Genomic DNA, 24,755 nt, shown 5'->3' with positions numbered 1-24,755 from the left:
GGATCGGCTGTTTTGCGGAGCAGCCTTTGAAGACAGGAGAGTCTGTTATGGTTTCGATGGTGACGTTCAAGGTTGACGGGATGTCGTGCAATGGATGTTCGGGCAAGTTGCAGTCCGCCCTGTCCAATGTTCCGGGTGTGTCGTCCGCAGAGGTAACGCTTGATCCGGGACAGGCTGCCATTCAGTATGATGAGCAGAAAGTGACGCCGGTGGCGTTGCAGCATGTCGTGGAAGATGTCGGGTTCGACGTTATCGCCTGACAGGCGTTTGAACGCGCCTGCCGCCTATCGTTTGTAATGCGGCAGGCCGAGCCCTTTGATGAGGGCCGCAGCGCGCAGGCTGAAGCCGGCCAGAACGGCGAGATCTGCGGCAATTGTGGTGCTCAGACCCAGCGCCGTCAGGGAGACATAGGCTCCTGACGCCAGGGCAACGGCCGTGACGTAGAGCTCCGGCCGGATGATGATGGACGGCACGCCTGCCAGCACATCCCGGAAAATACCGCCCATGCAGGCGCTGACGATTCCCATGAGAGCCGCCGGGATCAGCGGGATGCCGTAGGCCAGCGCCTTGGCTGAGCCGAAGACGCCATAGGCTGCGATCCCGAGACCGTCAAACCATTCCACGGCGCGGGCTGGCCAGAAGCGGGCCGGGGTGAACCACACGGCAATGGCGGACAGCAGACAGGCCGTAATCGGGATGGAGGTGTGCATCCAGAAGACGGGGGCGCCAATCAGCAGGTCCCGCACGGTTCCACCACCGACGCCGGTAATGGCAGCAAAGAACATGAACGTCACGATGGTCAGGCGCGCGCGTGCGGCCTCGATCGCGCCGGAAATCGCGAACACGATCGTGCCTGCAATGTCGAGGACGGGCAGAGCGGAGGAGGAGAAGGCCTGAAGGGCGGGAGGGATCATCGGGCCGTCTTGACGTGGTGTGTTGAAAACAGAAAAGCCCGGCACGAAGGCCGGGCTTTCCGTAGACGTGATGTTCTGACCCGGATCAGACCGAGTAGTACATCTCGAACTCTGCCGGATGCGGCGTGTGTTCGAACTTGTAGACTTCCGGCCACTTGATGTCGATGTAGCTTTCGATCTGGTCCTTGGTGAAGACGCCGCCTTCGAGAAGGAATGCGTGGTCTTCCTTGAGGGCTTCGAGAGCCTCACGGAGCGAACCGCAGACCGTCGGGATCTGGGCCAGTTCTTCCTTCGGCAGTTCGTACAGATCCTTGTCCATGGCGTCGCCCGGGTGGATCTTGTTGCGGATGCCGTCGAGGCCGGCCATCAGCATGGCGGCGAACGCGAGATAGGGGTTTGCCATCGGGTCCGGGAAGCGGACTTCGACGCGCTTGGCCTTCGGGTTGGTCGCGTGCGGGATACGACACGAAGCCGAACGGTTCGCTGCGGAGTAGGCCAGAAGCACGGGCGCTTCGAAGCCCGGGATCAGGCGCTTGTAGGAGTTGGTGGACGGGTTCGTGAAGGCGTTCAGAGCCTTCGCGTGCTTGATGATGCCACCGATGTAGAACAGCGCGTCTTCGGACAGGTCTGCATACTTGTCACCGGCGAAGGTCGGCTTGCCGTCTTTCCAGATGGACTGGTGGACATGCATGCCCGAGCCGTTGTCGCCCGAGATCGGCTTCGGCATAAACGTGGCTGTCTTGCCGTAGGAATGGGCAACGTTGTGCACGCAGTACTTGTAGATCTGCATGAAGTCGGCGGACTTCACGAGCGTGTCAAACTTCGTGCCGAGCTCGTGCTGCGACTGTGCGACTTCGTGGTGGTGCTTTTCGATCGGCAGGCCCATTTCGCCCATCGTCGAGAGCATTTCGGCGCGCAGGTCATGCTCGCTGTCCACGGGTGGGACCGGGAAGTAGCCACCCTTGACGACAGGGCGATGGCCCATGTTGCCTTCCGGATAGGCCTTCATGGAGGCGCCGGGACCTTCGATGCTGTCGAGCTGATACGTGCCGAAATTCGGGCCTGTGCCGAACTGCACGTTGTCGAAGATGAAGAACTCGGCTTCCGGACCGAAGAACGCCGTGTCGCCGAAGCCGGCTGACTTAAGATAGGCTTCTGCGAGCTTGGCGGTCGAGCGCGGATCGCGGTTGTAGAAATTGCCCGTCTTCGGATCAATGATGTCGCAGAACAGGATCAGCTGCGGCTTGGCGGAGAACGGGTCCATGACGGCCGTTTCCGGATCCGGAAGCAGGACCATGTCGGACTCGTTGATGGCTTTCCAGCCCTGGATGGACGAGCCGTCGAACATGAAGCCTTCGACGAAGGTGTCGTCTTCGATGGTCGAGACCGTCTGGGTCGTGTGGTGCCACTTGCCCTTCGGGTCGGTGAAGCGCAGATCGACGAATTCCGCCGCGTGCTCCTGGATCATCTCGAAGACGCGGGCCACGGCCTGCGGGTTCGGAGCGGGCGGCTTGCCTGAAGCTGCGGGGGCAGCCTTGGGCGCTGCGGCCTTCGAGGTACGGCGCGCCGGGGCGGCCTTCGGTGTCGCGGTAGAGGAAGTGGGGGCTTTCTTGGCCATCGATCTGTCGCCTTGCATCGTGTAAACGGCTGCAAAACGATTAAGCGACAAATGCCCGTCTGTCGAGTATGGGAAATTACGCCATTCTGCGGATTTGAGGTAGAATCTTGCGGAAGCGGATCAAAGCTTTCCACGTCTGGTCCGGAACTTGCATGGAAAGAGGGCAGCGAGACTCTTTTTGGGAAATATCCTCATGACCCGTGCTGCCGAATCTCTGGATGGCTGGAAAGACAGTGATCTTCTGTCCCTGCCGGTTGAGCGTTATCTGCATGAATTCCGGGGCGGCCTGCTGAGCCTGCCCGAGAGCGAGCGGGACCTGATTGTTGCTGAAGTGCGGGCGCAGGTTGCGGCGCAGGCGCGGCTGGGCGATGGCGCCGTACAGGCACTTCTGGAAAAGCTGGGGAAGCCGGGCAGGCTGGCTGCACGTTTTACGATCCGGCATGAGCTGTCGGTCGGGGTGCAGCAGTCCAATCCGTTTGCCCTGTTGTGGGTTGTGTTGCGGCTGGCTGCGGGAAGCCTTCTGGCGTTTGCTGGTGGCTTGGTGGTCATTGTGTTCGGTCTGGCGGGGGTTCTGCTGGCGGCGATGCCCGCGTTGCGGTTCTTTGTTCCGCAGGACGTATTCGGCGTGCATGACAGTCTGTTTTCCATCACGGTTACGACGGATGGTGCACCGAAGAATGCCGTTCCCCTTTCCTGGACGGCAGCTATTGTTTCCTGTGGTGTCGGGATCGTTCTGATCGTGCTGGCGATGCTTCTTATGCGGGGGCTGGGGCAGATCCTGCTGCGCGATATGCGTCGGAAAACACGGATGCGGGACTAAAGGCTTTTCAGCCCCGCGCTGGCCTGCAATGGTGAGGCGCTTTGTGTTTTTCGTGTGTTCTGGACCTCATCAATGAAAACTCCGAATCAGTATCTTGCGGGTCTTCCGACGACCATTTTCACGATCATGTCCCAGCTGGCCGTAAAACATGGGGCGATCAATCTCGGGCAGGGATTCCCGGATACGGAGGGGCCGCAGGATATCATTCAGGTGGCTGCGGAGGCGCTGCAGGACGGGCGTAACCAGTATGCGCCGCTGACGGGGCTGCTGGAGCTGCGCGAGGCTGTGGCATCTTCCAACCGACGTTTCTATGGGCTGGAGGTCGATCCGGCGACGGAAGTTGTGGTGACGTCCGGGGCGACCGAAGCACTGGCGGCCTGTCTGATGGCGGTGGTGGAGCCGGGGGATGAGGTGGTGGTGATCGAGCCGCTTTATGACACCTATCTGCCGGCGCTCAGGCTTCTGGGAGCCGTTCCACGCTGTGTGCGGCTTCAGCCGCCGCACTGGTCGCTGCCGGAAGCGGAATTGCGGGCAGCGTTTGGGCCGAAGACCAAGGCGATCATGCTCAATTCGCCGATGAATCCGTCCGGGAAGGTTTTTGTCCGCGAGGAGCTTGAACTGATTGCGGATCTGGTGCGGGAGTATGATGCGTATGCGATCTGTGACGAGGTTTATGAACACCTGACGTTTCACGTGAAACATATGCCTCTGATGACGCTGCCGGGAATGCGGGAGCGGTGCATGCGGATCGGAAGTGCGGGCAAAAGTTTCTCTCTGACGGGATGGAAAGTCGGCTATGTGACCGCGCCGGCCGCGCTGGCATCGGTGGTGGCGAAGGCGCATCAGGTTCTGGTGTTCGCGACTGCTCCGAACCTTCAGCGGGCTGTGGCTTATGGGCTGAAAAAGGACGAAAGCTATTACCAGGCTCTGTCGGCGCAGATGGAAATGCAGCGGGATCTGTTGCGGGACGGTCTGCATCGTCTGGGCTTTGAGACATTGCCCGCCGATGGAAGCTATTTCATCGTGGCGGATATCTCACGTCATGCGGATGGGCGCGATGATGTGGACTTCGCGCGCTGGCTGGTTGAGCATGCAGGGGTCGCGACGATTCCGGTTTCAGCCTTCTATGACCCTGAGGGGGATGCTCCACCGCAGAACCTGATCCGGTTCGCATTCTGCAAAAAGCCCGAGATCCTCTCCGAAGCCTTGAAACGGCTGGAAAAAGCCCTTTCTTAAAAGCACGGTTCTGCCACCCGTTTTCTGTTTCTGTCTGGAGATTTTTCATGTCTGTTGCTGCTGATGCTCTGGGCGCTCTTGCGACGACCGATGCCCTGTTTTTCGGGCGGCCTGATTCAAAGCTGACCCGTGACGATGCCAAGGCACTCGTTGATCGGGGGCTTGAGGGTGTGGATGACGGTGAGCTTTTTCTGGAATATCGGGAAAACGAGAGTATCAGTCTGGATGACGGGACGATCCGTTCGGCCAGCTTCAATACGTCTTCAGGGTTTGGTTTGCGGGCTGTTCTGGGAACGGAGACGGCTTTTGCTCATGCTGACGATATCAGCCGCGAGGCTCTGGCGCGGGCCGTCAGTACGGTAGGGGCCGTTCGGCAGGGACGGAGTGGCGTTATGGCGCCAGGGCCGCAGGCGACGAACCAGCGGCTCTATGGAGACTCCCGTCCGCTTGAGGGGACGGATTTTGCGGCCCGCGCTGCGGTTCTGAGCGAAATTGATGCCTATGCGCGGGGGCTGGATTCCCGTGTGGTGCAGGTAAGTGCCGTGCTGAGCTCCGAATGGCAGGCGGTGCAGATCATGCGTCGGGCGGATGCCGGGGGCGCTGTTGCGGATCTGCGACCTCTGGTGCGGATGAACGTGTCGGTCGTTGTGGAAAAGGATGGTCAGCGCGAGAGTGGAAGCTGTGGTCTGGGTGGTCGTTACGAACTGGACCGTCTGCTGGCCCCGGAAACGTGGCGGGATGCTGTCGACAAGGCGCTGAAACAGGCCCTGATCACACTGGATGCAGCGCCGGCCCCTGCGGGCGAGATGGATGTGGTGCTTGGGCCGGGCTGGCCGGGCATTCTGCTCCATGAGGCCGTAGGTCATGGGCTGGAAGGGGATTTCAACCGCAAGGGAACGTCGTCCTTTTCAGGGATGATCGGCAAGCGTGTGGCCTCTCCAGGCGTGATCGTGGTTGATGACGGAACGCTACCCGAATGTCGGGGGTCGCTTAGTGTTGATGATGAAGGCACGCCGACGTCCCGGACAGTGCTGATTGAGGATGGGATTCTCACCGGATATCTTCAGGACCGTCTGAATGGCCGGCTGATGGGAACGAAATCGACCGGAAACGGGCGTCGCCAGTCCTATGCTCATGCTCCGATGCCTCGCATGACCAATACGCTGATGCTGGAAGGGAGTGCCACGACGGACGAGATGATCCGCTCGATCAAACGGGGCCTCTATGCCGTGAATTTCGGCGGCGGGCAGGTTGATATTACGTCGGGAAAATTCGTGTTTGCGGCCTCGGAAGCCTATCTGGTGGAAGACGGGAAAATCGTCCGTCCGGTAAAGGGGGCGACTCTGATCGGAAACGGGGCGGATGCCATGAACCAGATTTCCATGATCGGGTCCGATGTGGCGCTTGATCCGGGGATTGGAACCTGCGGCAAGGCTGGGCAGGGTGTGCCGGTAGGTGTTGGGCAGCCGACCCTGAAAATCTCCGGTCTGACGGTGGGTGGTACGGGCTGACCCTCGAAAAATCTCGGTCGGAAAGGCGAAAGCAATCAGCGATGGGACATAATTACGCAAAGCCGTTAACGGCTGAAGCACGTATGGAGCGGGTTTTCTCCCGTATTCCCGGGGACTGGAGCATCAAGATGGAGCGCCCGCAGGGAGGGAAATGGTCGGTCCTGATGCAACGTCCGGACGGGATGCTGCATCAGGAAACCGCTGACAGCCTCATTGAGGCGCTTGAAGATGTGTGGCGCTTCCTGAGATAAAGCTTTTTAAAAGCTGCTCTGGGTTGCGAGCATGAAAAAGATCCGGTTTACGGCCGGATAGACCAGAAACTGGATCAGCAGCAGGACCACCATGGGGGCAAAATCTATGCCACCCGTATTTGGCAGGATATTGCGGATTGGCGACATCACGGGCTCGACGATCTTGGCCAGTGTGTTGAAAATGGAATAGAAAAAGCGGTTGCGGATATCGAGAATCCCGAAACCAAGCAGCATCGACAGAATGCAATACGCCAGAAGAATCCATACGAAAGCCTGGATCAGCATCAGGATAATGGCGTGCAGGGCAACCATGTAAAACCTCGTCGAATGTCGGTCGGGGCAGCCGAAAGGCCGGTCGGAAAAAGCTTGTAGCCATAGCAGTAGCACAGAACAACATCCTGCGCGCAGCTCTGCTTGACAGTGTGTGGGAAGAGGAGAACTATTGCTTGACCGTGGGGCTGTAGCTCAGATGGGAGAGCGCCTCGTTCGCAATGAGGAGGTCAGGGGTTCGATTCCCCTCAGCTCCACCACGGTCATCTCTTTCTCTTAAATAAGACAGTTTTTGAAAACTGCTTTTTTCTTGTCGTTGATTTGTCAGGAAACGGTTTTTCGATCTGGCCATACCCAATAGGCCATGGACTGCATTATTGCATGCAGCAGCCCATGGCCGGTTGAATTTATTTATCGAAGAACTTCGGTGTTATTCAGCCGCTTTGGCTGCGGTTGTAGCAGAGGGTTTCTTGATCCGGGTTTTGGTCTGGATTTTTTTAGTCACGGGCTTTTTCGTGGCAGGAGACGGCTTTGATTCTGCTGTGAGCGTTGAAGTGTCCCAGAGAGGACGAATTTTCTTTCTCGCAGATTCGAGAGGGGGATATCGCGTTTCATCCACGCCCGGGATTGTCAGGTCAAAAAAGACCTGTCTGTCGAGGGTGAAATGCGGATTGTAGAATGGATCCGCACGAAGCGTATTGCCCCATTTTTCAATCATGAACTGCGTTTCGTGGAAGAAGCGGCGTTCTGTTGAAGGACGATCATCGCTGCCGCGGCTCAGACTTTCATGATGCTCTGCACAGAAATCCGGGGTCCAGATGACCTTGTAGCCAGCGTCGCGCACCTTGAGGCACAGATCAATATCGTTGAACGCGACTTTGAGGTGCTCTTCGTCAAAGCCTCCGACCAGTTCGAAGGCTGGACGACGGATCAGCATTCCGGCGGCGGTCACAGCCGAGATTTCCTGTGGGAAGTAGGCACGACCTGCGTAACCGCCTTCGTTCCGCGGGATGCCGACATGGGCATGCCCGGCGACATCACCGATCCCGAGCAGGACCCCGGCGTGCTGCACGGTCTGATTGGGATAGACGAATTTGCCGCCGACGATTGCAACCTGCGGATCTGCAAGGGCTTCGTTGACAAGGATTTCGAGCCAGTTTTCCTGCTCAACAAAAACGTCGTTGTTCAGGAATAAAAGGAAATCGGATGTTTCGTCTTTTGCTGCGAGATTGTTGATGCGGGAGTAGTTGAAAGGTTCTTTGACGGTCAGGATCTCAACATTGGGAATGTCATCGACTTTCTGTGCAAAAGCCTCCGCTTCCTCTGTGATCGACCAGTTGTTGACCAGAATAACCTTGTAATTCGGATAGCGTGTATATTTCTGGATGGCATCCAGGCAGCGGGCGGTCGTGGGAATTTCATCCTTGTAGGGAATGATGATCGTGACCGACGGAAACTGATTGAACTGCCAGTTCACTGTGTAAAGCGTCATTCCCATCTGGGAATCGACATTTGCGGGCAGATTGCGACGTTCGAGATGGTCGTTCACCGCTTTGATGCCCGCATCAATGGCATAGCGCTTGTTGCCAATGTCGGAAGCCGTTGAATTTGCAGTGATGCGCCAGTGATACAGAATTTCAGGAACGTGATGGATTTTTTCTGAAGGAATGTGCTCGGAGGCGCGAAGCAGGAAATCGTGGTCCTGTGCGCCGTCATATTCCTTGTTGAGGCCGCCGACTTTCTGCAGGGCAGAATGACGGATCATCACGAAATGGCAGACATAGTTGACGCCAAGAAGAAGCCTATAGTTCCAGTCCGTTTTGAAAGCGGGCTCCCGGTAATAACCGCTGGCGTCAATTTTATCTTCGTCTGAATAGATCAGATCGGCGCGGCTTCTTGTGGCTTCCCGGAGCATGTATTCGACGGCGACATCCGCGAGCAGATCATCGTGATCGAAAAACGCGACCCATTCACCTTGGGCGGCTTCAAGTCCCGCATTGGTCGCAATGCTGATGCCACCATTCTGTTTCTGGAAGAGCGGCTTTATGCGGGAGTCAGCTTTGGCAAAATCTTCGATGACGGCGCGCAGTTCAGCATTTTTGCTACAGTCATCAACAAGGATGAGTTCCCAGTTCTGCCATGTCTGGGCGCGGACGCTTTCGATTGCTGCTGTAAAATCCGTGAGATCCGGATTCCAGACCGGACAGACAATGCTGACCAGCGGGTTCCCCAAGATAAGGTCATCGTTGCGGGTACGGTCGACATATTTGCGAAGAACCGGGAAGTAGGCCGTTGCCCAGGAATGATAATCGGCGATGGTAAATCCGGGTTGCGGGAGAATTTCCCTGACTTTGCGGCGCAGGCGCGTCAGTTCCACATGGAGCGCGTCAATCTGGTCGATCACGTCAATGATCAGGGATTCGTTGGCGTCCGTGACAAAGCTGGTCAGACATGGGCTGTTGGCAACTTCCAGCATATCGGGCAGGACGTAGAAACGGAATTCCTGCTCGTAGGGTTTGCGATATAGGTCTGGTGGCGAAAACTGGAAGCCGCAATAAGGGTCACAGGACAGGGCTTTTCCAACATCGCCTCGATATCTGTTGGCCTCGATCTGGGCAATTTTCTGACCGTTACAGGTCACGAGAATTTGCTGGCCCCCCTTCCATCCTTCGGCTGCATTGCCACGGACGACCCAGCCATTCAGAACGCCCTGTTTCAGGCCATCGACGAAAGAATGGGTTTCTACAGGGAGCCTGCCAGAGAAGGAAATATGTTCCAGCCCCTGGCCTTGTGAATAGATTTCAATCTGCTGGAGGCGGTTTTTGAAGGTTATAGTATGTGTTTTGCCGTCAAGAAGGCTGTGCGGCATTGGGATCTGGAAGCCGGTATTGAGTGAAGGAATACCGGAGGCATGCACATCTTCACGCAGATCCGTGCAATGAAACTGAAGGAATTCCTGACCGTCTGCCAAAGCGTGAAGGAATACGGGCTGCGAGGGATTTTCAGTATCTGTTGCCCATCCCCGTATACCGTTAACAGAAAATTCATCAATTTGGCAGATAATCATTAATTTTCTCCTGACAAATCATTAATGCTTTGATTCTGACATAGTATTTCAAGCTTAGGATAAAAACTGGCGCCGTCAAAGACTTGGTTATGTTGACTGTTTGTTATCAAATATCAGAGCGTGAGACACGCGAGGTTTCAATTTTATGATACGCGGGACGCGCCATTAAGATCCCATATTTTCTCCAGTATCGTCTGAATTCTGCGATGTGTACAGTCATCGAGGGGCGAAAAGCCCTAAATCAAGATGATGTCCGTTTGAATAATTGATGCCCTGAAGGCGCCCATACTCGACAATGTCGAGGCCGTATTTGGTTAATTCTTTATTAAAAATGGGTTCATCCCGGCGATCAATCAACGCCAGACTGCATTGCGGGTGATTGTGCAGATATTCTGCTGCGGCTGCGGGGCCTATGAGCTGAGTGTTGGGACCGGCAAGGAAGACGAGGCTTGGCTCTGAATAGGATGAAGAGACGAGGATGCTGTCAGGGCAGGGACGGACGTTTTCGAAGAGGTCTGCGATCCGGGGGCTGAGGCGGATGGTTTGCAGATTAGGGATGACGCCTAGGAAAAGGCCGGCATGAGCGATGACGGCTGCGCCCATGGCGCAGAAGGCAGCCTGTTTGCGGTCCCGTTTCAGCAGCAGCATGACAGCTCCGAGCACCAGCGGCAGGGCACCGCCCAGAGCGATCAGCGCTGAGAGAGAGACTGTGTAATCAAGACTGTAGAGAGCAATACTGCCAGCGAAGCAGAAGCCGACACCGAGGATTGTCCACACAACGCCGTAAGCGCCGAGCAGGGCTTTTGCCCATCGCGGGCTTTTGGGAATGGGCCAGATCATCAGGCTGGCTGCGGTGAGAATGGCAATCGCGGGATAGGTCGGCAGGACGTAGTGGGGGAGTTTGGTGGCGATCAGTTCAAATACCAGCCAGTGTGGGAGAATCCAGCTCAGCAGAAAGCGGACTTGTGGAAGTTTTCTGTTCTTCCAGACGGCCGGGATGGCGAGGGCGGCGAAAAGCGATCCGGGCCAGAAGGCCAGTCCGAAGACCAGAAGGTGAAAGCCGGGGGGCAGTCCGTGGGCTTCCTGACCATGGGCCACCTTGCCGAGAAAATTGCGTCCGACCGCACGGGCAAAGAAGTCTCCGCCGCTGATGACTTCGATGGCGACGCACCAGGGAACGACGACGGCAAGCATGATGAGCCAGCCCCAGCGGGGGCGAAGACGTGCCCACCATGACCGGCCCCGCTCCATCAGCCACAGGGCCAGAGGGGTGCCGAAACCCGGAATGAGGACGACGGGGCCCTTGAGCATGAGACCCACACCCAGAGCGAGCCAGTAGGCAACCGCGACCCGGAGATGGGTGGGGCGGTTTTTTTGTCGATCGGTGAAGGCGCACAGAAGTGCGGCCTGAATACACAGGATATCAAGCAGCAGGACGGTGTCGATGGTCGCCATATGGCTTTCGGCGACGAACAGGGTCGAGACCATCAGCAGGCCAGCGGCCATCAGGCCGGTGGGGCCTCCGAACAGGGTTGCGCCGATCCAGGCCGTCAATGGCACGATCATCGTGGCGGCGAGCAGGCTGGGAATCCGGTACGGCCAGGTCTTGCGCAGCACCGATGGGCCAAAGATTTTTTCGGCGGTAGCGGTGGAGGCCGCTTCCAACCAATAGATTCCGGCTGGCTGAAGATAGCGTGGCTTGTCCTGAAAGCGGACGTCGATGAAGTTGTGCGAGAGAAGCATCTGTTCCGATGCTTCCATGTAGCGCGGTTCGTCCCGGTCAAGCGGCGGAAGTGTCATGCGGCCTGGCAGGGCGAGCAGAAAGGCCAGCAGCCCCAGAAAAGCATAATGCCGGAGGTTCAGGATCATGGGCACTCTCCGCGCCGTTCTGTCAGGCCGGACGTGCGGCAGGGAGCCGCGAAAGCGTGACCCGGTGACGGTTTCAGTGTTCGGTCAGGTGATCGGGCAGATGCGTGCGGTTCTGAAGCCACATGACGCCCAGAAGGTCACGGATACCCACAAGAGCCCGGTTAAAATTGGTATATTTCGAGCTGCCATGCAGTCGGGCGCGATGCTGGACTTCGATGCAGATCAGCGGTGCGCCGTAATGTCCCAGCAGGGCGGGAAGAAAGCGGTGGACGCCTTCAAATTGTGGAATTTTCAGGAAGAGGTTGCGCGGGAAGAGCTTGAGCGGTGCGCCTGTATCGGGGCAGCCGTCGTTCAGGAGACGACGGCGCAGTCCGTTTGCGAAGCGCGTGGCGACCCGGCGTGAGAGGCGGTCGTTGCGCTTGCGCCGGACGCCGACCACCAGAGGCGGGGCGTCCGGAGTCGATGTCGCACGCTCCAGCATTGTCAGGATGGCGGACGGATCATCCTGCCCGTCGCCGTCAATGGTGGCGATCCATTGTCCCTTCGCGGCGGTGATGCCTGTTCGGAGAGCGGCTGATTTTCCGAGGCGCTTCGGATGGCTGATGATCCGCAGGCGGGGCAGCAGGGTCTGCCGGGCTTCCAGCAGCTTTTTGACGGTGGCGTCAGTGCTGCCGTCGTCAATGGCCAGAATTTCTATTGAAGGGTCGGCACCGAAGGTCTCAGCCAGTTCCTGACAGACGGGGAGGATATTGTCCGCCTCGTTCAGAACGGCCATGACGACGGAGAGCCTTATGGGCTGTCCGTCGTCATGAAAGGAACCTTGCACCGTGGAGGTGGGCATCGGATCAGGCAGCGGAGCGCCGAAGGGCTTCCGGCAGGCTGTTGATGCTCTGGTCGAGCAGGCTGGAGGCGATGTCGGGGCTTTCCGTCAGGCGGGTCGACACAACGTCGCGGGCTGCGGCGACTGCGATCTGGGCAGCGCGATCCTGAATTTCACGGATGGCCGAGCGCTCGGCAGCGTGAATCCGATCCTGCGCCATCTTCTCGTAGCGGGCTGCGGCGGCTTCAGCGTCCTTGCGGGCGCGTTCTGCCAGACCGGCGGCCTCGGCTTCGGAGCGTGCAAGCATGGCCTGTGTTTCGGCCAGGGTCTTTTCACGCTCGCGGGTGGCATCTTCCAGCATCTGCTCGGCTTCGCGACGCAGGCGGGCTGCTTCGTCGAGGTCGTGACGGACGCTTTCAGCGCGGGCATCCAGGTGGCCGGTAAGGGCTACCCAGAGCTTGCGCCCGAAAATGACGAAGAACAGGACGAAGGCGAGAGCGGTCCAGAACCGGGGATCGTGGAACATCATCGTCTCCTTAGGCGCTGACGCGTTTGACGGCGCTGGCGACAGACTGTTCGTCCTGTGTACCGATCAGACGCGAAACCAGATCCTGGGCGGTGCTGGTGGCGATCTCGGACAGGCTGGACAGGGCCTGTTCACGGGACTGGGTGATTCGGGTCTCGGCGTTTGCGATCTCGGTTTCGAGACGCTTGGCCGTTTCCGCAGCGTGAGCATCCGCGTTGGCGCGGGCTTCGCTCTGGATCCGCTCCACGTGGGCGCGGGCCTGCTCGGCTGCTTCATGACGGGCGCTGAGGAGTTCCGCGCTGGCGCGGTCAGCCTCGGCTTTTGCCTTGCGGGCAACATCCAGATCGCTCTGGATGCGGGTCCGACGGTTGGTCAGGACCCGTTCGACACGCGGCAGTGCGAAGCGGCTCAGGCCGAGATAGAAGCCGCCGAAAATGACGGCTCCCCAGACGACCTGTCCGATCAGCAGCGGATCGTGAAAGTTCAGCTGTGGCATGCCCGCAGCCACGGCACGGCCCGGCACGGCCGCAAGCGGAGCGGCGAACAGGAAGAGGCGTGGCGTACGGTACATGTTCGACCTCAGGCGAACAGGATCAGGAACGCGATCAGCAGGGCGAACAGCGCGACGGCTTCCGTCAGCGCGAAGCCCAGCATGCCGATGCCGAAGACATGCGGACGCGAAGCCGGGTTGCGGGCAACCGAGCTGATCAGCGTGGAGAAGATGTTGCCGAGACCCATGCCGACACCGGCGAGGGCGAAAACGGCAATACCGGCACCGAGGTCACGGGCGGCCTGGGCGATGCTGATGCCGAATTCGTGAGCGGCTTGAACGTCCATTGTCAGGTTCCTTGTTGGGTCGATTAAAGGGTTAGTGCGAAGCGGGGTGGCTCAGTGAGCGACGGCCTCACGCAGATAGATGCAGGTGAGGATGGCGAACACATAGGCCTGCAGCACACCCACCAGCAGTTCTAGGGCCGTCAGCGCGACATTGATCGCGATCGGGGCGATGGCCAGGACATGGCCGAATGCGCCCAGACCGGCGAGCATGATCGTGAAGCCGGCAAACACTTCCAGAAGCACGTGACCCGCCACCATGTTGGCGAAAAGTCGGATCGACAGGCTGACCGGACGCGAAAGGAAAGAGATGAGCTCGATCGGCACCAGCAGCGGAGCAAGCCAGACAGGCGTTCCAGCGGGCAGGAAGTGCTTGAGGAAGCCGACACCCTGAAAACGGATGGAAGCAAGGATCGAGATGACGAACACCATGATGGCCAGACCAAAGGTCACGGCGATGTGGCTGGTGTACGTGAAGGAGAAGGGCAGCAGACCGAGATAGTTGCCGGCCAGGATGAAGAAGAAAATCGCAAAGACGAACGGGAAGAACGTCGCGCCATTTTCGCCGATCGTGCTGACGGCAAGGTCATGTACGAAGTCGTAGCTGATTTCGGCGGCGGCCTGAAGGCGACCCGGCACAACGGCGGCAGGACGCATTCCGACATACAGAAAAACGAGAACAATGGCGACGGCGATCAGCATGAACAGTGGTGACTGCGAGAACCGCAGGGCTTCTCCCAGATGTCCGAGAACCGGATGGAGCTCGAACTGTCCGAGCGCGTCAATCGTCGATCCGGCTGCCACGCTGGCTTCTCCCGTCATCTTTCGGTCCGGACACCATGTCCGAATCCTTCAAAACCCGCCAGACATTCAACATGCCGGCACCACATCCCGTCAGGGCGAAGACGGACAGGAACAAAGCCCTGTACCCGAACCAGTGACCCAAGGCGTAGCCTATGGCTACACCGACCGCGAGCCCGGCCACAAGGTCGGTTCCCACGCGGATCGCCAGTCCAAGGGATGACATGGAACTGTCATCATTGCCCGCGTCGGTTACGGCGAATTCCCCTGAGCGGGGATCGAGCTTCTGACGGGCACGCCGGAGGCGTTCGTCGAAGTTTCCGTCGTTACCGGCAGGGGCGTGTCCCATGAGATCTGATCCCTTACCCTGTACGCATCGTTTTCACCCGGCCATTCAACCGGATTCCTTCTCAGCGCAGGCGCTAGCTACCGGCGAGTCCGTTGACTGTCAATGTATTCTGCTCGCCGGAGCCATCGAAACCCGTTTTCGCCCTAGCTGACCAGCTTCAGGCGGCGTCCGCGGTCTTTCCATTCCGGGCTCTCGCCCGAGCTTCGTCCGAAGGGAAGCATGGGGGCGGGGTCTTCCGAACCGGGTTCGAGGCGTGGGGCGTCGGGCATGGGCTGACCGAGGTAGGCGTCCGACAGGGTGCGGAAGGCATAATCCAGCATTGAGGTCGCGTAGGCCGTGGAGGGATCGCCTTCCACGGTGCCCGCGGGGCCAAAGCGCGTATAAGCGAATCGCTCCACGAAGGATTCCAGCGGGGCGCCATATTGCAGGCCGATGCTGACGGCATGACCCAGGCAGTCCATCAGGCCGCGGGCCATGGGGCTTTCGCGGGGCGGGGTGATGCTGATTTCGCCGAGCGTTCCGTCTTCGAACTCGCTGGTGCGCATGAAGAGGCTGTGCCCTCCCACTGCGGCGCGCTGGGTGAAACCGGTCTGGCGCATCGGGAGTGGACGCCGCACGCCGCGGGCCAGTCTGGCCTGAAGATCGGCGAGATCGGGTTCGGGGACGGCGGGCAGGAAATCCACAACGCTTTTGAGGGCTGTATGCATGGCGCCCTGTGCTTCGGGGCGAACGGGCGGCAGCGGCGTTTCGCCCGCCAGCGCCAGTGCCAGCGCGGATTCGGGCGTCAGGCCACGGCAGGCCAGCCGGGTCAGCGTGGAGGCGCGCAGATGTCCGTCTTCGCGCAGGGGAGAAAATGCCGGGGCGAGGCCGCAGGTTTCGACGCCCAGAAGCCCCTCGGTCGGACCGGGCGAGGAAAAGCCGGTTTCGATCGGGCAGAAATGCCGACCTTCCTGTGTACTGTAGGCCGAGGATGCAGCGGCGCGGAGGTCTGTCAGCGGGGATTCCGGGATGGCGGGCGGCGGCAGTTTCGTCCCGGCGCGGGCCACCGTGGTGGCGAGTGCGGACAGGGCGCGGGCCGCGTTCCGGGCGTCGTCGCTGTCATAGTCGAGACCGAGGGCCGCCAGGCAGGCGTCCAGATCGGTCAGGAGGACGAGACCTGCGGCTTCGTCTTCAGGCTTCGCGGGCAGATCGAACAGGGGCAGCTCGCCGGTGCGTTCGATCCGTGTTGCGGCATGAAGGCGGCGCAGGGCGTCGCAGGCCAGACGCAGGCAGGCGACGAAATGTTCCGTGGCGAATCCGGAATCCTGCACGAAGCTGGACAGGCGGATGGTGAAGCCCGGCGCTTCGTCCGGCTGGCACTGCCACAGCGCCGTATTGGGGGTCATCTGCTGCATCAGCAGAAGATAGGACAGGCTGCGCCCCGGAGCGGGGGTGTTCGCCGGGGTGCCGGGCAGAGGGGGGCACGCGTCGATCGTGTCCACCCAGCGCGCGGCTTCGGCGGCAAGTCTGACCGGTCCGCCATTCAGGGTGATGCGCGCAAGGGCCTGTGCGGCCTCGTCATCCCAGGCAGCGGGAAGGGTGACGGAGCGCATGGCGCTGTCGTCGGGGTCGGTCATGACCTGAAGCGTCCTCATGCGAACGCCGGTCCAGTGAAGGCGAGCTGTCATGATGTAAATCTACGCCCTGTGCCGGTTGGGCCGTAAGCCGGAAAAGGGCCTCTCGACGGGCGCTAATGGGTGGGAACATGGGGATATGGGGGATAACATTTTTCCCACGCCTGATCGGGACGATTTCTGCGGGGGGATTGGACGCGGGAAGCGGAGTCGGGTAGTGCAGGAAGGATGATTTTCACGAGGGTATTGTCATGACCGCTGTTACGGTCCGCCATGACCGGCTGGAGCTTCTGGCCGGGTTCGCAGTCCTTGTCTGCCTTGCGGGACTTCTGGTGGCGGCGATGGTCGGGCATCATCAGGGTAACGACGGAGGCTATCCGGTTCATGCCTCGTTCAGCCAGATCGACGGGCTGAATGTGGGGTCCGATGTGCGTCTGGCCGGAATTACCGTCGGGCATGTGACCGGCACGACGGTCGATCCGAAGACGTTTCAGGCGCAGGTGACGTTTACGCTGGCGCCAGATGTGAAGCTGCCCACGGATTCCGCTGCGATCGTGACGTCTGACAGCCTGCTGGGTGGCAAGTATATTGCGCTGTCTCCGGGTGGGGCGGATTCGCTGGTAAAGCCCGGCGGTGTCATGACGGAAACCCAAGGCTCCATCAGTCTGGAGCAGCTTCTGAGCAAGTTCATTTTCTCCGTGACGGATTCTTTGCAGAAGAGCCAGAAGGCTGCTGCGTCCAAGCCGGCTGCGGGCAGTCTGTCGGACGAGCCCTGAGTCATGACGCAGGAAGGTGCTTTTCTGTGGGTCGACCATGAGGGGAACCCCGTGTCCTGTGTGGAGAAGGTGCAGATCCTGCGCGAGAACGATGCGGAATTGCGTCAGGCGCTCCAGGATGCTTTTGAAGACGGGGTTCTGATGGGGGTTGCGCCACAGGCGATGTTGCAGACGTTTCAGGTCATGCTGTCGGATCTGAAGAATCCTTTGCAGGGGCGCTCCGGGGGAGAACCGTCATGATGAAACGGCGTATTACGGGCCGGGCGGCGCTTCTGTGCGGCCTTGCCGGGGCGTGTCTGTCGGGGGTAGCGCAGGCTGCGATGGGCGTGGCGCCCCCGGTCATGTATCCGGCTGCGACCTGGCAGGGGCAGTCACAGGCGGTGCTGCGTGTTCTCGATCGGCTGGACGGCCATCTGGAACTTCTGACGGTTCCTGTGGGCGGGAGTGCGACCTATCGCAGTCTTTCGGTTGGGGTTGAGTCCTGTGTCAGCCGGCCGCAGACGCTGGCGGCGGATGCCGGGGCTCTGCTGCATCTGAAGGACAGCAGCGACCCAGGACGGCCGCCTTTTGATGGCTGGATGCTGGCGCAGGAACCTTCTGTCGCAACTTATGGCAGCCCTTTGTACGATGTGCGCGTTGTCTCCTGTGCGGGTGTGCCGACGGCACCGCAGGCGGGACCCCTGCCGGCGGTAAAGGCGCCCGTGCTCGCCGGTGCGGACGTTCCGGTGGAAGAAGGCGGCGATGCTCCGGTATCTGCGCCCAGTTCCGCCTCGGGTGGTCCTGTACCGCTTGCTCCGGACAGTCATAATCCCATTCCGCTCGCGCCCTCCACAGGTGCGGCACCGTCCCTTGCTCCGGCGCCGCCTTCAGGGCAGCCCCTGACGCCTCCCGAGGCTGATCCCGGCCTCGAATGAGGATGGGACGGGGCGGAATGACCCAGAAACAGGAAGAAATGACAGCTTCATGATTCAGGTTCCCTTTTCCCCATCCCGGGCAGCCCTGCTGCTTGATTTTGACGGTACCCTTGTAGATATCGCTCCCACGCCTGAAGCCGTCCGTGTTCCGGACGGGCTGACGGCCGATCTGCAGCGGCTGCGCGATATGCTCGACGGTGCGCTGGCGATCATCACGGGGCGACCCATCGCCCAGATTGATCATTTTCTGCCGGGTATTCCATATGCCGTGGCAGGGGAGCACGGTGTTGCCGTGCGTCCGGCGCCGGATCAGGAGGTGCGCCAGCGCGTGTTGCCGCTGGTTCCGGCCGATTGGACCGCGAAAAGCGAGGAGCTTGCCGTCCGTTATCCCGGGGCCAGCATTGAACACAAAAAAGCTGGAATGGTGCTGCATTATCGCCGTGTTCCCGAGGCGGAGTCGGCGTTCCGGGAACTGACGTCGGTCTGGCCCGTGGAGAGCCACGGGTTTCATCTTCAGGATGCGCAGATGGCCATCGAGCTTCGGCCGCTGGGGATCGACAAGGGCAAGGCGCTTGAGGAACTGATGGCGGAACCGCCTTTCAGGGGACGCCTTCCGCTGTTTGCCGGCGATGACGTAACGGACCGGGACGGGGTGAGGGCTGCGCGCCAGATGGGTGGCGAGGGCTGGCTCATTCCGGATGATTTTCCAGATGCGGCCACGTTCCGACGCTGGCTGCACGATCTTTCGGAGGGACGCGGATGGGGCGCCTGATCATTGTATCGAACCGCACACCCGCGCCAGGGGAGCGGACGCAGCCTGCAGGCGGGCTGACGGTTGGCCTGTACGACGCGGTCCAGACGCGGGAGACCGTCTGGTTCGGGTGGTCGGGGCATCAGCATGCGGATGCGGCCGATCGGCCCGTCCAGCGTGAGCAGGTCGGGAACGTTAATTATGTGACGTTTGATCTGACGCAGAAGCAGTACGACCGCTTCTATCTTAATTTTTCCAATGGTGTGTTGTGGCCCCTGTGCCATTACCGCACCAACCTGATCCGCTACACGCGCGAGGACTGCGACGTCTATTATGAGGCGAACCGGGTTTTTGCGGACCGGTTGATCGCGTTTCTGGAGCCGGGCGATACGATCTGGATCCATGACTATCATGTGTTCCCGCTGGGGCAGATGCTGCGTGACAGGGGCGTGACGGGGCGGATTGGCTTCTTCCTGCATATTCCGTTCCCGCCCTGGAGTGTGGCGCGGCTTCTGCCCAAGCTCGACATGCTGCTGACGGGTCTGGCGGCCTGTGATCTGATCGGGGTGCAGACGCCGGAAGATGAGGCCAATCTCAGGGGATGTTTCGAGGCCTATGGTCTGAAAGCTGCCGTCAAGGCGGTGCCCATCGGGATTGATCCCGTGAGTTTCCGCCAGCAGGCGATCAAGAGTGCGGCTTCGGACGAGGTTGTGAAGATCGTCGATACGCTGGAAGGCACGCGGCTGATCATCGGGGTGGACCGGCTGGATTATTCCAAGGGGCTTCCGGAGCGGATGAAGGGGTTCGAGGCTCTTCTGAAAAATTATCCTGAACATCGGGGGCAGGTGACGTTCCTTCAGGTCACGCCGGTTTCGCGTGGCGGGGTGGAGAGCTACCGGCTGCTCAAGGAAGAACTGGACGGGCTGGTCGGGACGATCAATGGCGCTTATGGCACGCCGGACTGGGTGCCGATCCGGTATACGACCTGGCCGATCGGGCGTGATATTCTGGCTGGTCTGTACCGGATGGCGGATGTGGGGTTCGTAACACCACTGCGCGATGGCATGAATCTGGTGGCCAAGGAGTTCATCGCGGCTCAGGACGAGGAGGATCCCGGCGTGCTGGTGCTGTCGCGGTTTGCGGGTGCTGCTCCGGAAATGCCCGAAGCCCTTCTGATCAATCCGCTGGATGCCGAAGGGATGGCCGATGCGCTGCATATCGGGCTGACCATGGACGTGCAGGCCCGCCATGCGGCATGGTCGGCAATGTATGAGGAAGTTTCCCGCAATACCGCAGGAAGCTGGTCCAAGCAGTTTCTTGATAGCCTGGAGGCAATCCATCCGTGCCCATGAACAGACCACGTCGCCCCGTTTCCACGTCTGCGCTGGGTGGGTTTTATGTTCTGGCCGGCGCGGTGGCGCTCGGGGTTGTCTGGTTTGCTGAACACTGGCTGAAGCTCGCGCCCTGCGAGCTTTGCCTCTGGGAGCGGCGCCCGTGGTGGGTGCTGATCGGGATCGGGATTGTCACGATCGTTCTGCCCAGACGTTATGCGCGTTATACGGTTTTTGCCGGGATTTTATGCCTGATGACCAGCATCGGGCTGGCGGTGCTGCATGCGGGCGTGGAGCATAAATTCTGGCCTAGCCCCGCCCCCGAATGCCGGGCACCGGTTTTTCATGGTGGCAGTTTCAAGGACTGGATGTCGGCCATGCCAGCCCGGCCGAACAAGCCGTGTGATTCGCCGGATTACCTGTTCGGTCTGCCGGTTTCCATGACGGAACTCGGTGGTCTGTATGCTGTAGCAGTCTTTCTGGTTGCCTTGGTCGGGAGCGTCCGCATGGGACGCTCCCGCCGCTGAAGGCTGTACTCAGAGACGGGTGCCGCGTCCGCGCCCGAAGATGAGGCTGATGACCAGCAGCACCAGGAAAATGAAGAAAAGGATCTTGCCGATATAGGCAAAGTCTGCCGAAATTCCGCCGAAGCCCAGCACCGCGGCGAACAGGGCCAGGATCAGGAAGGCAATGGTCCAGCGTAGCAGGTCCATGGGGTGTCTCCTTTGTCAGTCGCGCCCTCCGACGGAGAAGCGGGTGTTGAAAAGGCTGAACGGCGGCGGGATGAACGGGTTCATTTTCGCAGCATCCGTTTTATGTGGGGGCCGGGCGCGCGGTTCCTGTTTTCGTGAAGCCTGCCTGCCGGAGGATTGTCATGACCCTGTTCCGTTCCCTGTATCATCAGGGGTTTGCCCGGATCGCAGCCTGTACGCTGCCGGTGATGCTTGCTGATCCGCTGAAGAATGCGGAACGGACGCTGAATGTTCTGCGGGACTGTGATCGGCAGGGTGTGGCGGCGGTGGTTTTCCCTGAACTGGGGCTGACGGGCTATACGCTGGACGATCTGCGGTTTCAGGATGTGGTGTTGGAGGGAGCGCTTGAGGCTCTCCGACGGGTTGTGGCGGGGTCGCGGGATCTGTTGTCCGTTGCGGTGGTGGGGGTGCCGCTGGTGCGGGGCGGACTGCTCTATAACTGTGCGGCGGTCGTGCATCGGGGGCGGATTCTGGGCGTGGTGCCGAAATCTCATCTGCCGCGCTATCGGGAATTCTATGAGCCGCGACATTTCACGTCCGGGTTGCGTACGTCGGGGAGCATTTGCCTGTTTGAGGAGAACGTGCCGTTTGGTGCGGATCTGCTGTTTCAGGCAGAAGATCAGCGCGGCCTGACGCTCGGCGTGGAAATCTGTGAGGATCTGTGGGTTGCGTCTCCGCCGAGCGGGAAGCTTGCGGAAGGGGGCGCGACGGTCATTCTCAATCCGTCTGCCTCGCCGGTAACGATCGGGCGGACGGATGACCGGTCTTTGCTATGCCAGGCGCAGTCCATGCGGACGCTCACGGCCTATGCCTATGCGGCGGCAGGCGAGGGGGAATCCACGACGGATCTGGCCTGGGACGGACAGGTATCGGTCCATGAGGCCGGGCGACTTCTGGCGCAGTCGGACCGTTTTCCGCAGGGCGAGCGGCTGGTTGTGGCGGATGTGGATCTGGATCTGTTGCGGCAGGAGCGGATGCGGACCGGGCAGTTCGGGCAGGCGGGTCAGGAGTTCCGGGCTGTCGGGTTCATGCTTCAGCCTCCGATGACGGATCTGGGGCTTAAGCGGGAGGTTGTGCGGTTTCCGTTTGTGCCGTCCGATGCGCGGACGCTGGCGCGGGACTGTTACGAGGGCTGGACTATTCAGGTCAGTGCGTTGCGACGGCGATTGCAGGCCAGTGGGGCGCAGCGGGCTGTGATTGGCGTTTCAGGCGGGCTGGACAGCACGCTCGCGCTTCTGGTGGCGGTGCGGGCGGCGGATGAGCTTGGCTGGCCGCGAACGCATGTTCTGGCCTACACGATGCCCGGATTTGCGACCGGAACCGAAAGCCGATCTCTGGCTCATGCGCTCATGAAAGCGCTGGGTGTCGAGGTGAACGAGCTTGATATCCGGCCCACGGCGCAGACCATGCTGGCGGGGATCGACCATCCCTTTGCGGAAGGGCAGCCCGTGCATGACATCACGTTCGAGAACGTGCAGGCGGGATTGCGGACCGATTTCCTGTTCCGGATCGCCAATTACCGCAATGGGATTGTGATCGGGACGGGCGATCTGTCGGAACTGGCGCTGGGCTGGTGCACCTACGGCGTGGGGGACCAGATGTCCCACTATAACGTCAATGCCGGGATGCCGAAGACTCTGATCCAGCATGTTATCCGCTGGCTGGCGCGTGAGGGAAAGCTGGGTGAAGGTGTTGGGCCCGTTCTGGAGCGGATTGTCAGCGCGGAGATCACGCCCGAGCTGGTTCCTGATACCGGGCAGGGTGTGCAGAGCACGGAGCAGACGATCGGGCCCTATCCGCTTCAGGATTTCACGCTCTATCATATTCTGCGTCATGGGTTCCGCCCGTCCCGGATCGCGTTTCTGGCTGAGATTGCCTGGGGGGACGCATCCCGCGGAGACTGGCCCGCGCATTATCCGGAAGATCGAAAAATTTCATACGATCTGGCCGAAATCAGGCACTGGCTGGAAATTTTTCTGCGGCGGTTTTTTGGGACGAGCCAGTTCAAGCGCTCCGCCATGCCCAACGGGCCGAAACTGGTCGCGGGCGGCTCTCTTTCGCCACGGGGAGACTGGCGCGCGCCCTCTGACAGTACGGCGACGGCGTGGCTTGAGGAGTTATGGGATAATCTCCCCGAAACGAACACAGCTCTGTGAACTTTCGGGAGGGAGGAATGTTAGGGGGTTTTGTCTTTCGGCATTCGTGCCAATATGTCGCAAACACGTCACCATACAGGAATATGACCCGTCATGGCTTATGCTACGATCAACCCTTATACCGGTGAAACGCTCAAGACTTTCCCGGATGCCACCGATCAGGAAGTCCAGACCGCGCTGACCGAAGCCTATGATGCGTTCAAGAGCTGGCGCCACACCTCTTTCGCCGAGCGTGCGAAGATCATGACCGCCGCCGCCAATATCCTTCGTCGTGATATCGACAAGTATTCCCGTCTTCTGACGCTGGAAATGGGCAAAATTTATGCCGAAGCCAAGGCCGAGACGATCCTGTCGGCTGAAATCTTCGAATATTATGCCAAGCATGCCGAAGAGCTTCTCAAATCCGAGAAGCTGCCGGTTGCGGACCCGAACTCGGGCGATGCCGTTCTGATCCACCAGCCGCAGGGCATCGTGTTTGCGATCGAGCCGTGGAACTTCCCGTTCTACCAGATCGCCCGCATCATTGCGCCGCAGCTCTCTGCCGGTAACACGGTCATTCTCAAACACGCATCCAACGTGCCGCAGTGCGCGGCTGCGTTCGATGACCTGATGAAGGAAGCCGGGCTGCCGAAGGGCGGGTTCCGCAACCTGTATGCCGCCCGTCATCACACCGAGACGATCCTTAAGGATCCGCGCGTCTGTGGCGTGGCTCTGACGGGGTCCGAAGGCGCAGGTGCCATTGTTGCCGGGATTGCAGCGCAGGCCCTGAAGAAGTCCACGATGGAGCTGGGCGGTTCTGACGCATTCGTCGTCCTGGACGATGCTGATCTGGAGAAGACCGCGAAATGGGCGGCTTTCGGCCGTCACTGGAATGCCGGTCAGGTCTGCGTGTCCGCCAAGCGTCTGATCGTGGCGGATGCCGTTTATGATCGTTTCCTTGAGCTGTACAAGGTGGAAGTTCTCAAGCTGAAGGCTGGCGATCCGATGGATGCGTCCACCACGCTGGCGCCGCTGTCGTCGCAGAAGGCTGCGGACGATCTGAAGGCTCAGGTCGAGGAAGCCAAGAAGCATGGTGCGGTTGTCGAGGCGATTGGCCCGTCGGTGCCGGAGAAGGGTGCGTTCTTCCAGCCGCTGCTGATGACCAACCTGCACGAGAACAATGAAGCCCGTCTTTGGGAGTTCTTCGGTCCGGTGACACAGCTCTATCGTGCCAAGGATGATGCGGACGCCATTCGCATTGCCAATGACTCGCCGTTCGGTCTGGGTGGTTCGGTCTTCACGAAGGATACCAAGCGTGGCGTAAAGGTTGCCGAGCAGATCTATACGGGCATGGTCTATATCAACCATCCGACGATGGTGAAGGCTGATCTGCCGTTCGGTGGCGTGGCCCGTTCGGGTTATGGCCGCGAGCTGATCGGTCTGGGCATCAAGGAATTCGTCAATCACAAGCTGATCGACGTTGTGGATATCGACGCACCGTTCTGATTGGGGCGTATCGGGCTTCTTTCGGGGAGCCCGGTTCGATCTTTCAGGTTATGAAAAACCCGCTTCCGGAGCTGTCCGGGAGCGGGTTTTT

The 24,755-nt window shown here is 60.0% G+C and carries 26 protein-coding genes and 1 tRNA gene; 14 read left to right on the top strand and 13 right to left on the bottom strand.

Annotated elements, in window-relative coordinates:
- Window positions 1-47 precede the first annotated feature (47 nt).
- Window positions 48-260, top strand: coding sequence for a heavy-metal-associated domain-containing protein (locus GAL01_RS07765; protein WP_077803642.1), 213 nt, complete (start codon window positions 48-50; stop codon window positions 258-260).
- Between the two features lie 24 nt (window positions 261-284).
- Here the strand turns inward: GAL01_RS07765 and GAL01_RS07760 are convergent, their stop codons facing one another.
- Both GAL01_RS07760 and glnA read right to left on the bottom strand, forming a co-directional pair.
- Window positions 285-914, bottom strand: coding sequence for a trimeric intracellular cation channel family protein (locus GAL01_RS07760; RefSeq protein ID WP_062030579.1), 630 nt, complete (start codon window positions 912-914; stop codon window positions 285-287).
- 85 nt (window positions 915-999) lie between these two features.
- A complete protein-coding gene (gene glnA, locus GAL01_RS07755; protein ID WP_062030622.1) occupies window positions 1,000-2,382 on the bottom strand; it encodes a type I glutamate--ammonia ligase in 1,383 nt (460 codons plus the stop codon).
- 343 nt (window positions 2,383-2,725) lie between these two features.
- On the opposite strand from glnA, the gene GAL01_RS07750 reads away from it, so the two are divergent.
- From GAL01_RS07750 to GAL01_RS07735, 4 genes are all read left to right on the top strand, one after another.
- Window positions 2,726-3,352, top strand: a complete 627-nt coding sequence (locus tag GAL01_RS07750) for an HAAS signaling domain-containing protein (RefSeq protein ID WP_145995610.1) — start codon at window positions 2,726-2,728, stop codon at window positions 3,350-3,352.
- A gap of 72 nt (window positions 3,353-3,424) precedes the next feature.
- Window positions 3,425-4,588, top strand: coding sequence for an aminotransferase (locus GAL01_RS07745; RefSeq protein WP_062030575.1), 1,164 nt, complete (start codon window positions 3,425-3,427; stop codon window positions 4,586-4,588).
- 47 nt (window positions 4,589-4,635) lie between these two features.
- Complete coding sequence (tldD, locus tag GAL01_RS07740; protein ID WP_062030573.1) at window positions 4,636-6,099, top strand: metalloprotease TldD; 1,464 nt, start codon at window positions 4,636-4,638, stop codon at window positions 6,097-6,099.
- A 41-nt stretch (window positions 6,100-6,140) separates the two neighbouring features.
- A complete protein-coding gene (locus GAL01_RS07735) occupies window positions 6,141-6,350 on the top strand; it encodes a hypothetical protein (protein WP_062030571.1) in 210 nt (69 codons plus the stop codon).
- A gap of 6 nt (window positions 6,351-6,356) precedes the next feature.
- Here GAL01_RS07735 and GAL01_RS07730 read toward each other — a convergent pair whose 3' ends face one another.
- On the bottom strand, window positions 6,357-6,662 hold the full coding sequence (locus GAL01_RS07730; protein WP_062030570.1) for a YggT family protein: 306 nt from the start codon (window positions 6,660-6,662) through the stop codon (window positions 6,357-6,359).
- Window positions 6,663-6,804: 142 nt separating this feature from the next.
- Between GAL01_RS07730 and GAL01_RS07725 the strand changes: the two genes are divergently transcribed.
- Window positions 6,805-6,880, top strand: a tRNA-Ala gene (locus GAL01_RS07725).
- A 170-nt stretch (window positions 6,881-7,050) separates the two neighbouring features.
- Here GAL01_RS07725 and GAL01_RS07720 read toward each other — a convergent pair.
- The 9 genes from GAL01_RS07720 to GAL01_RS07680 all read right to left on the bottom strand — a co-directional run bounded on the left by GAL01_RS07720 (window position 7,051) and on the right by GAL01_RS07680 (window position 16,553).
- On the bottom strand, window positions 7,051-9,489 hold the full coding sequence (locus GAL01_RS07720; protein ID WP_231865365.1) for a glycosyltransferase family 2 protein: 2,439 nt from the start codon (window positions 9,487-9,489) through the stop codon (window positions 7,051-7,053).
- Between the two features lie 414 nt (window positions 9,490-9,903).
- A complete protein-coding gene (locus GAL01_RS07715; protein WP_062030567.1) occupies window positions 9,904-11,556 on the bottom strand; it encodes an ArnT family glycosyltransferase in 1,653 nt (550 codons plus the stop codon).
- A gap of 73 nt (window positions 11,557-11,629) precedes the next feature.
- On the bottom strand, window positions 11,630-12,397 hold the full coding sequence (locus GAL01_RS07710; protein ID WP_062030565.1) for a glycosyltransferase family 2 protein: 768 nt from the start codon (window positions 12,395-12,397) through the stop codon (window positions 11,630-11,632).
- Between the two features lie 4 nt (window positions 12,398-12,401).
- On the bottom strand, window positions 12,402-12,902 hold the full coding sequence (locus tag GAL01_RS07705; RefSeq protein ID WP_062030563.1) for a F0F1 ATP synthase subunit B family protein: 501 nt from the start codon (window positions 12,900-12,902) through the stop codon (window positions 12,402-12,404).
- A 10-nt stretch (window positions 12,903-12,912) separates the two neighbouring features.
- A complete protein-coding gene (locus GAL01_RS07700; protein ID WP_062030561.1) occupies window positions 12,913-13,473 on the bottom strand; it encodes a F0F1 ATP synthase subunit B family protein in 561 nt (186 codons plus the stop codon).
- 8 nt (window positions 13,474-13,481) lie between these two features.
- Complete coding sequence (locus GAL01_RS07695) at window positions 13,482-13,709, bottom strand: ATP synthase subunit C family protein (protein ID WP_024717170.1); 228 nt, start codon at window positions 13,707-13,709, stop codon at window positions 13,482-13,484.
- An 81-nt stretch (window positions 13,710-13,790) separates the two neighbouring features.
- A complete protein-coding gene (locus GAL01_RS07690) occupies window positions 13,791-14,540 on the bottom strand; it encodes a F0F1 ATP synthase subunit A (protein ID WP_062030620.1) in 750 nt (249 codons plus the stop codon).
- Window positions 14,518-14,886 carry an AtpZ/AtpI family protein gene (locus GAL01_RS07685; protein ID WP_062030559.1) on the bottom strand — a complete coding sequence of 123 codons (369 nt, stop codon included), beginning with the start codon at window positions 14,884-14,886 and terminating at the stop codon, window positions 14,518-14,520. The genes GAL01_RS07690 and GAL01_RS07685 overlap by 23 nt, the downstream gene beginning before the upstream one ends.
- Window positions 14,887-15,029: 143 nt before the next feature.
- Window positions 15,030-16,553, bottom strand: coding sequence for a TSCPD domain-containing protein (locus GAL01_RS07680; RefSeq protein WP_062030557.1), 1,524 nt, complete (start codon window positions 16,551-16,553; stop codon window positions 15,030-15,032).
- A 197-nt stretch (window positions 16,554-16,750) separates the two neighbouring features.
- Between GAL01_RS07680 and mlaD the strand changes: the two genes are divergently transcribed.
- From mlaD to GAL01_RS07650, 6 genes are read left to right on the top strand one after another with little or no spacing between them, the layout of a single operon-like run.
- Window positions 16,751-17,275 (top strand): outer membrane lipid asymmetry maintenance protein MlaD, encoded by a 525-nt coding sequence (gene mlaD / locus GAL01_RS07675; RefSeq protein WP_062030554.1) that lies wholly within the window; start codon window positions 16,751-16,753, stop codon window positions 17,273-17,275.
- Window positions 17,276-17,278: 3 nt separating this feature from the next.
- Window positions 17,279-17,515 carry a hypothetical protein gene (locus tag GAL01_RS07670; RefSeq protein ID WP_062030552.1) on the top strand — a complete coding sequence of 79 codons (237 nt, stop codon included), beginning with the start codon at window positions 17,279-17,281 and terminating at the stop codon, window positions 17,513-17,515.
- A complete protein-coding gene (locus GAL01_RS07665; RefSeq protein ID WP_062030550.1) occupies window positions 17,512-18,189 on the top strand; it encodes a DUF2155 domain-containing protein in 678 nt (225 codons plus the stop codon). The genes GAL01_RS07670 and GAL01_RS07665 overlap by 4 nt, the downstream gene beginning before the upstream one ends.
- 49 nt (window positions 18,190-18,238) lie before the next feature.
- Window positions 18,239-18,961, top strand: coding sequence for a trehalose-phosphatase (gene otsB / locus GAL01_RS07660; protein WP_062030548.1), 723 nt, complete (start codon window positions 18,239-18,241; stop codon window positions 18,959-18,961).
- Entirely contained in the window at window positions 18,949-20,292 is a 1,344-nt protein-coding gene (locus tag GAL01_RS07655; protein WP_062030546.1) for an alpha,alpha-trehalose-phosphate synthase (UDP-forming), read from the top strand. The genes otsB and GAL01_RS07655 overlap by 13 nt, the downstream gene beginning before the upstream one ends.
- Window positions 20,289-20,798 (top strand): disulfide bond formation protein B, encoded by a 510-nt coding sequence (locus tag GAL01_RS07650; RefSeq protein WP_062030544.1) that lies wholly within the window; start codon window positions 20,289-20,291, stop codon window positions 20,796-20,798. Before GAL01_RS07655 ends, GAL01_RS07650 begins: the two co-directional genes overlap by 4 nt.
- 9 nt (window positions 20,799-20,807) lie before the next feature.
- Here GAL01_RS07650 and GAL01_RS07645 read toward each other — a convergent pair whose 3' ends face one another.
- Window positions 20,808-20,984 (bottom strand): DUF1328 domain-containing protein, encoded by a 177-nt coding sequence (locus GAL01_RS07645; protein ID WP_077803655.1) that lies wholly within the window; start codon window positions 20,982-20,984, stop codon window positions 20,808-20,810.
- A gap of 161 nt (window positions 20,985-21,145) precedes the next feature.
- Between GAL01_RS07645 and GAL01_RS07640 the strand changes: the two genes are divergently transcribed.
- Both GAL01_RS07640 and GAL01_RS07635 read left to right on the top strand, forming a co-directional pair.
- A complete protein-coding gene (locus tag GAL01_RS07640; RefSeq protein ID WP_062030542.1) occupies window positions 21,146-23,179 on the top strand; it encodes an NAD(+) synthase in 2,034 nt (677 codons plus the stop codon).
- A 93-nt stretch (window positions 23,180-23,272) separates the two neighbouring features.
- The gene (locus GAL01_RS07635) at window positions 23,273-24,664 is read left to right on the top strand and encodes an NAD-dependent succinate-semialdehyde dehydrogenase (protein ID WP_062030540.1); all 1,392 of its coding nucleotides are present in this window, start codon (window positions 23,273-23,275) and stop codon (window positions 24,662-24,664) included.
- Window positions 24,665-24,755: the final 91 nt, after the last annotated feature.

The sequence above is a fragment of the Gluconobacter albidus genome, assembly GCF_002723915.1.
Taxonomy (GTDB): domain Bacteria; phylum Pseudomonadota; class Alphaproteobacteria; order Acetobacterales; family Acetobacteraceae; genus Gluconobacter; species Gluconobacter albidus.
The sequence above is the reverse complement of the archived record's forward strand: the minus strand, read 5'-3'. Positions and strand labels throughout refer to the sequence as shown.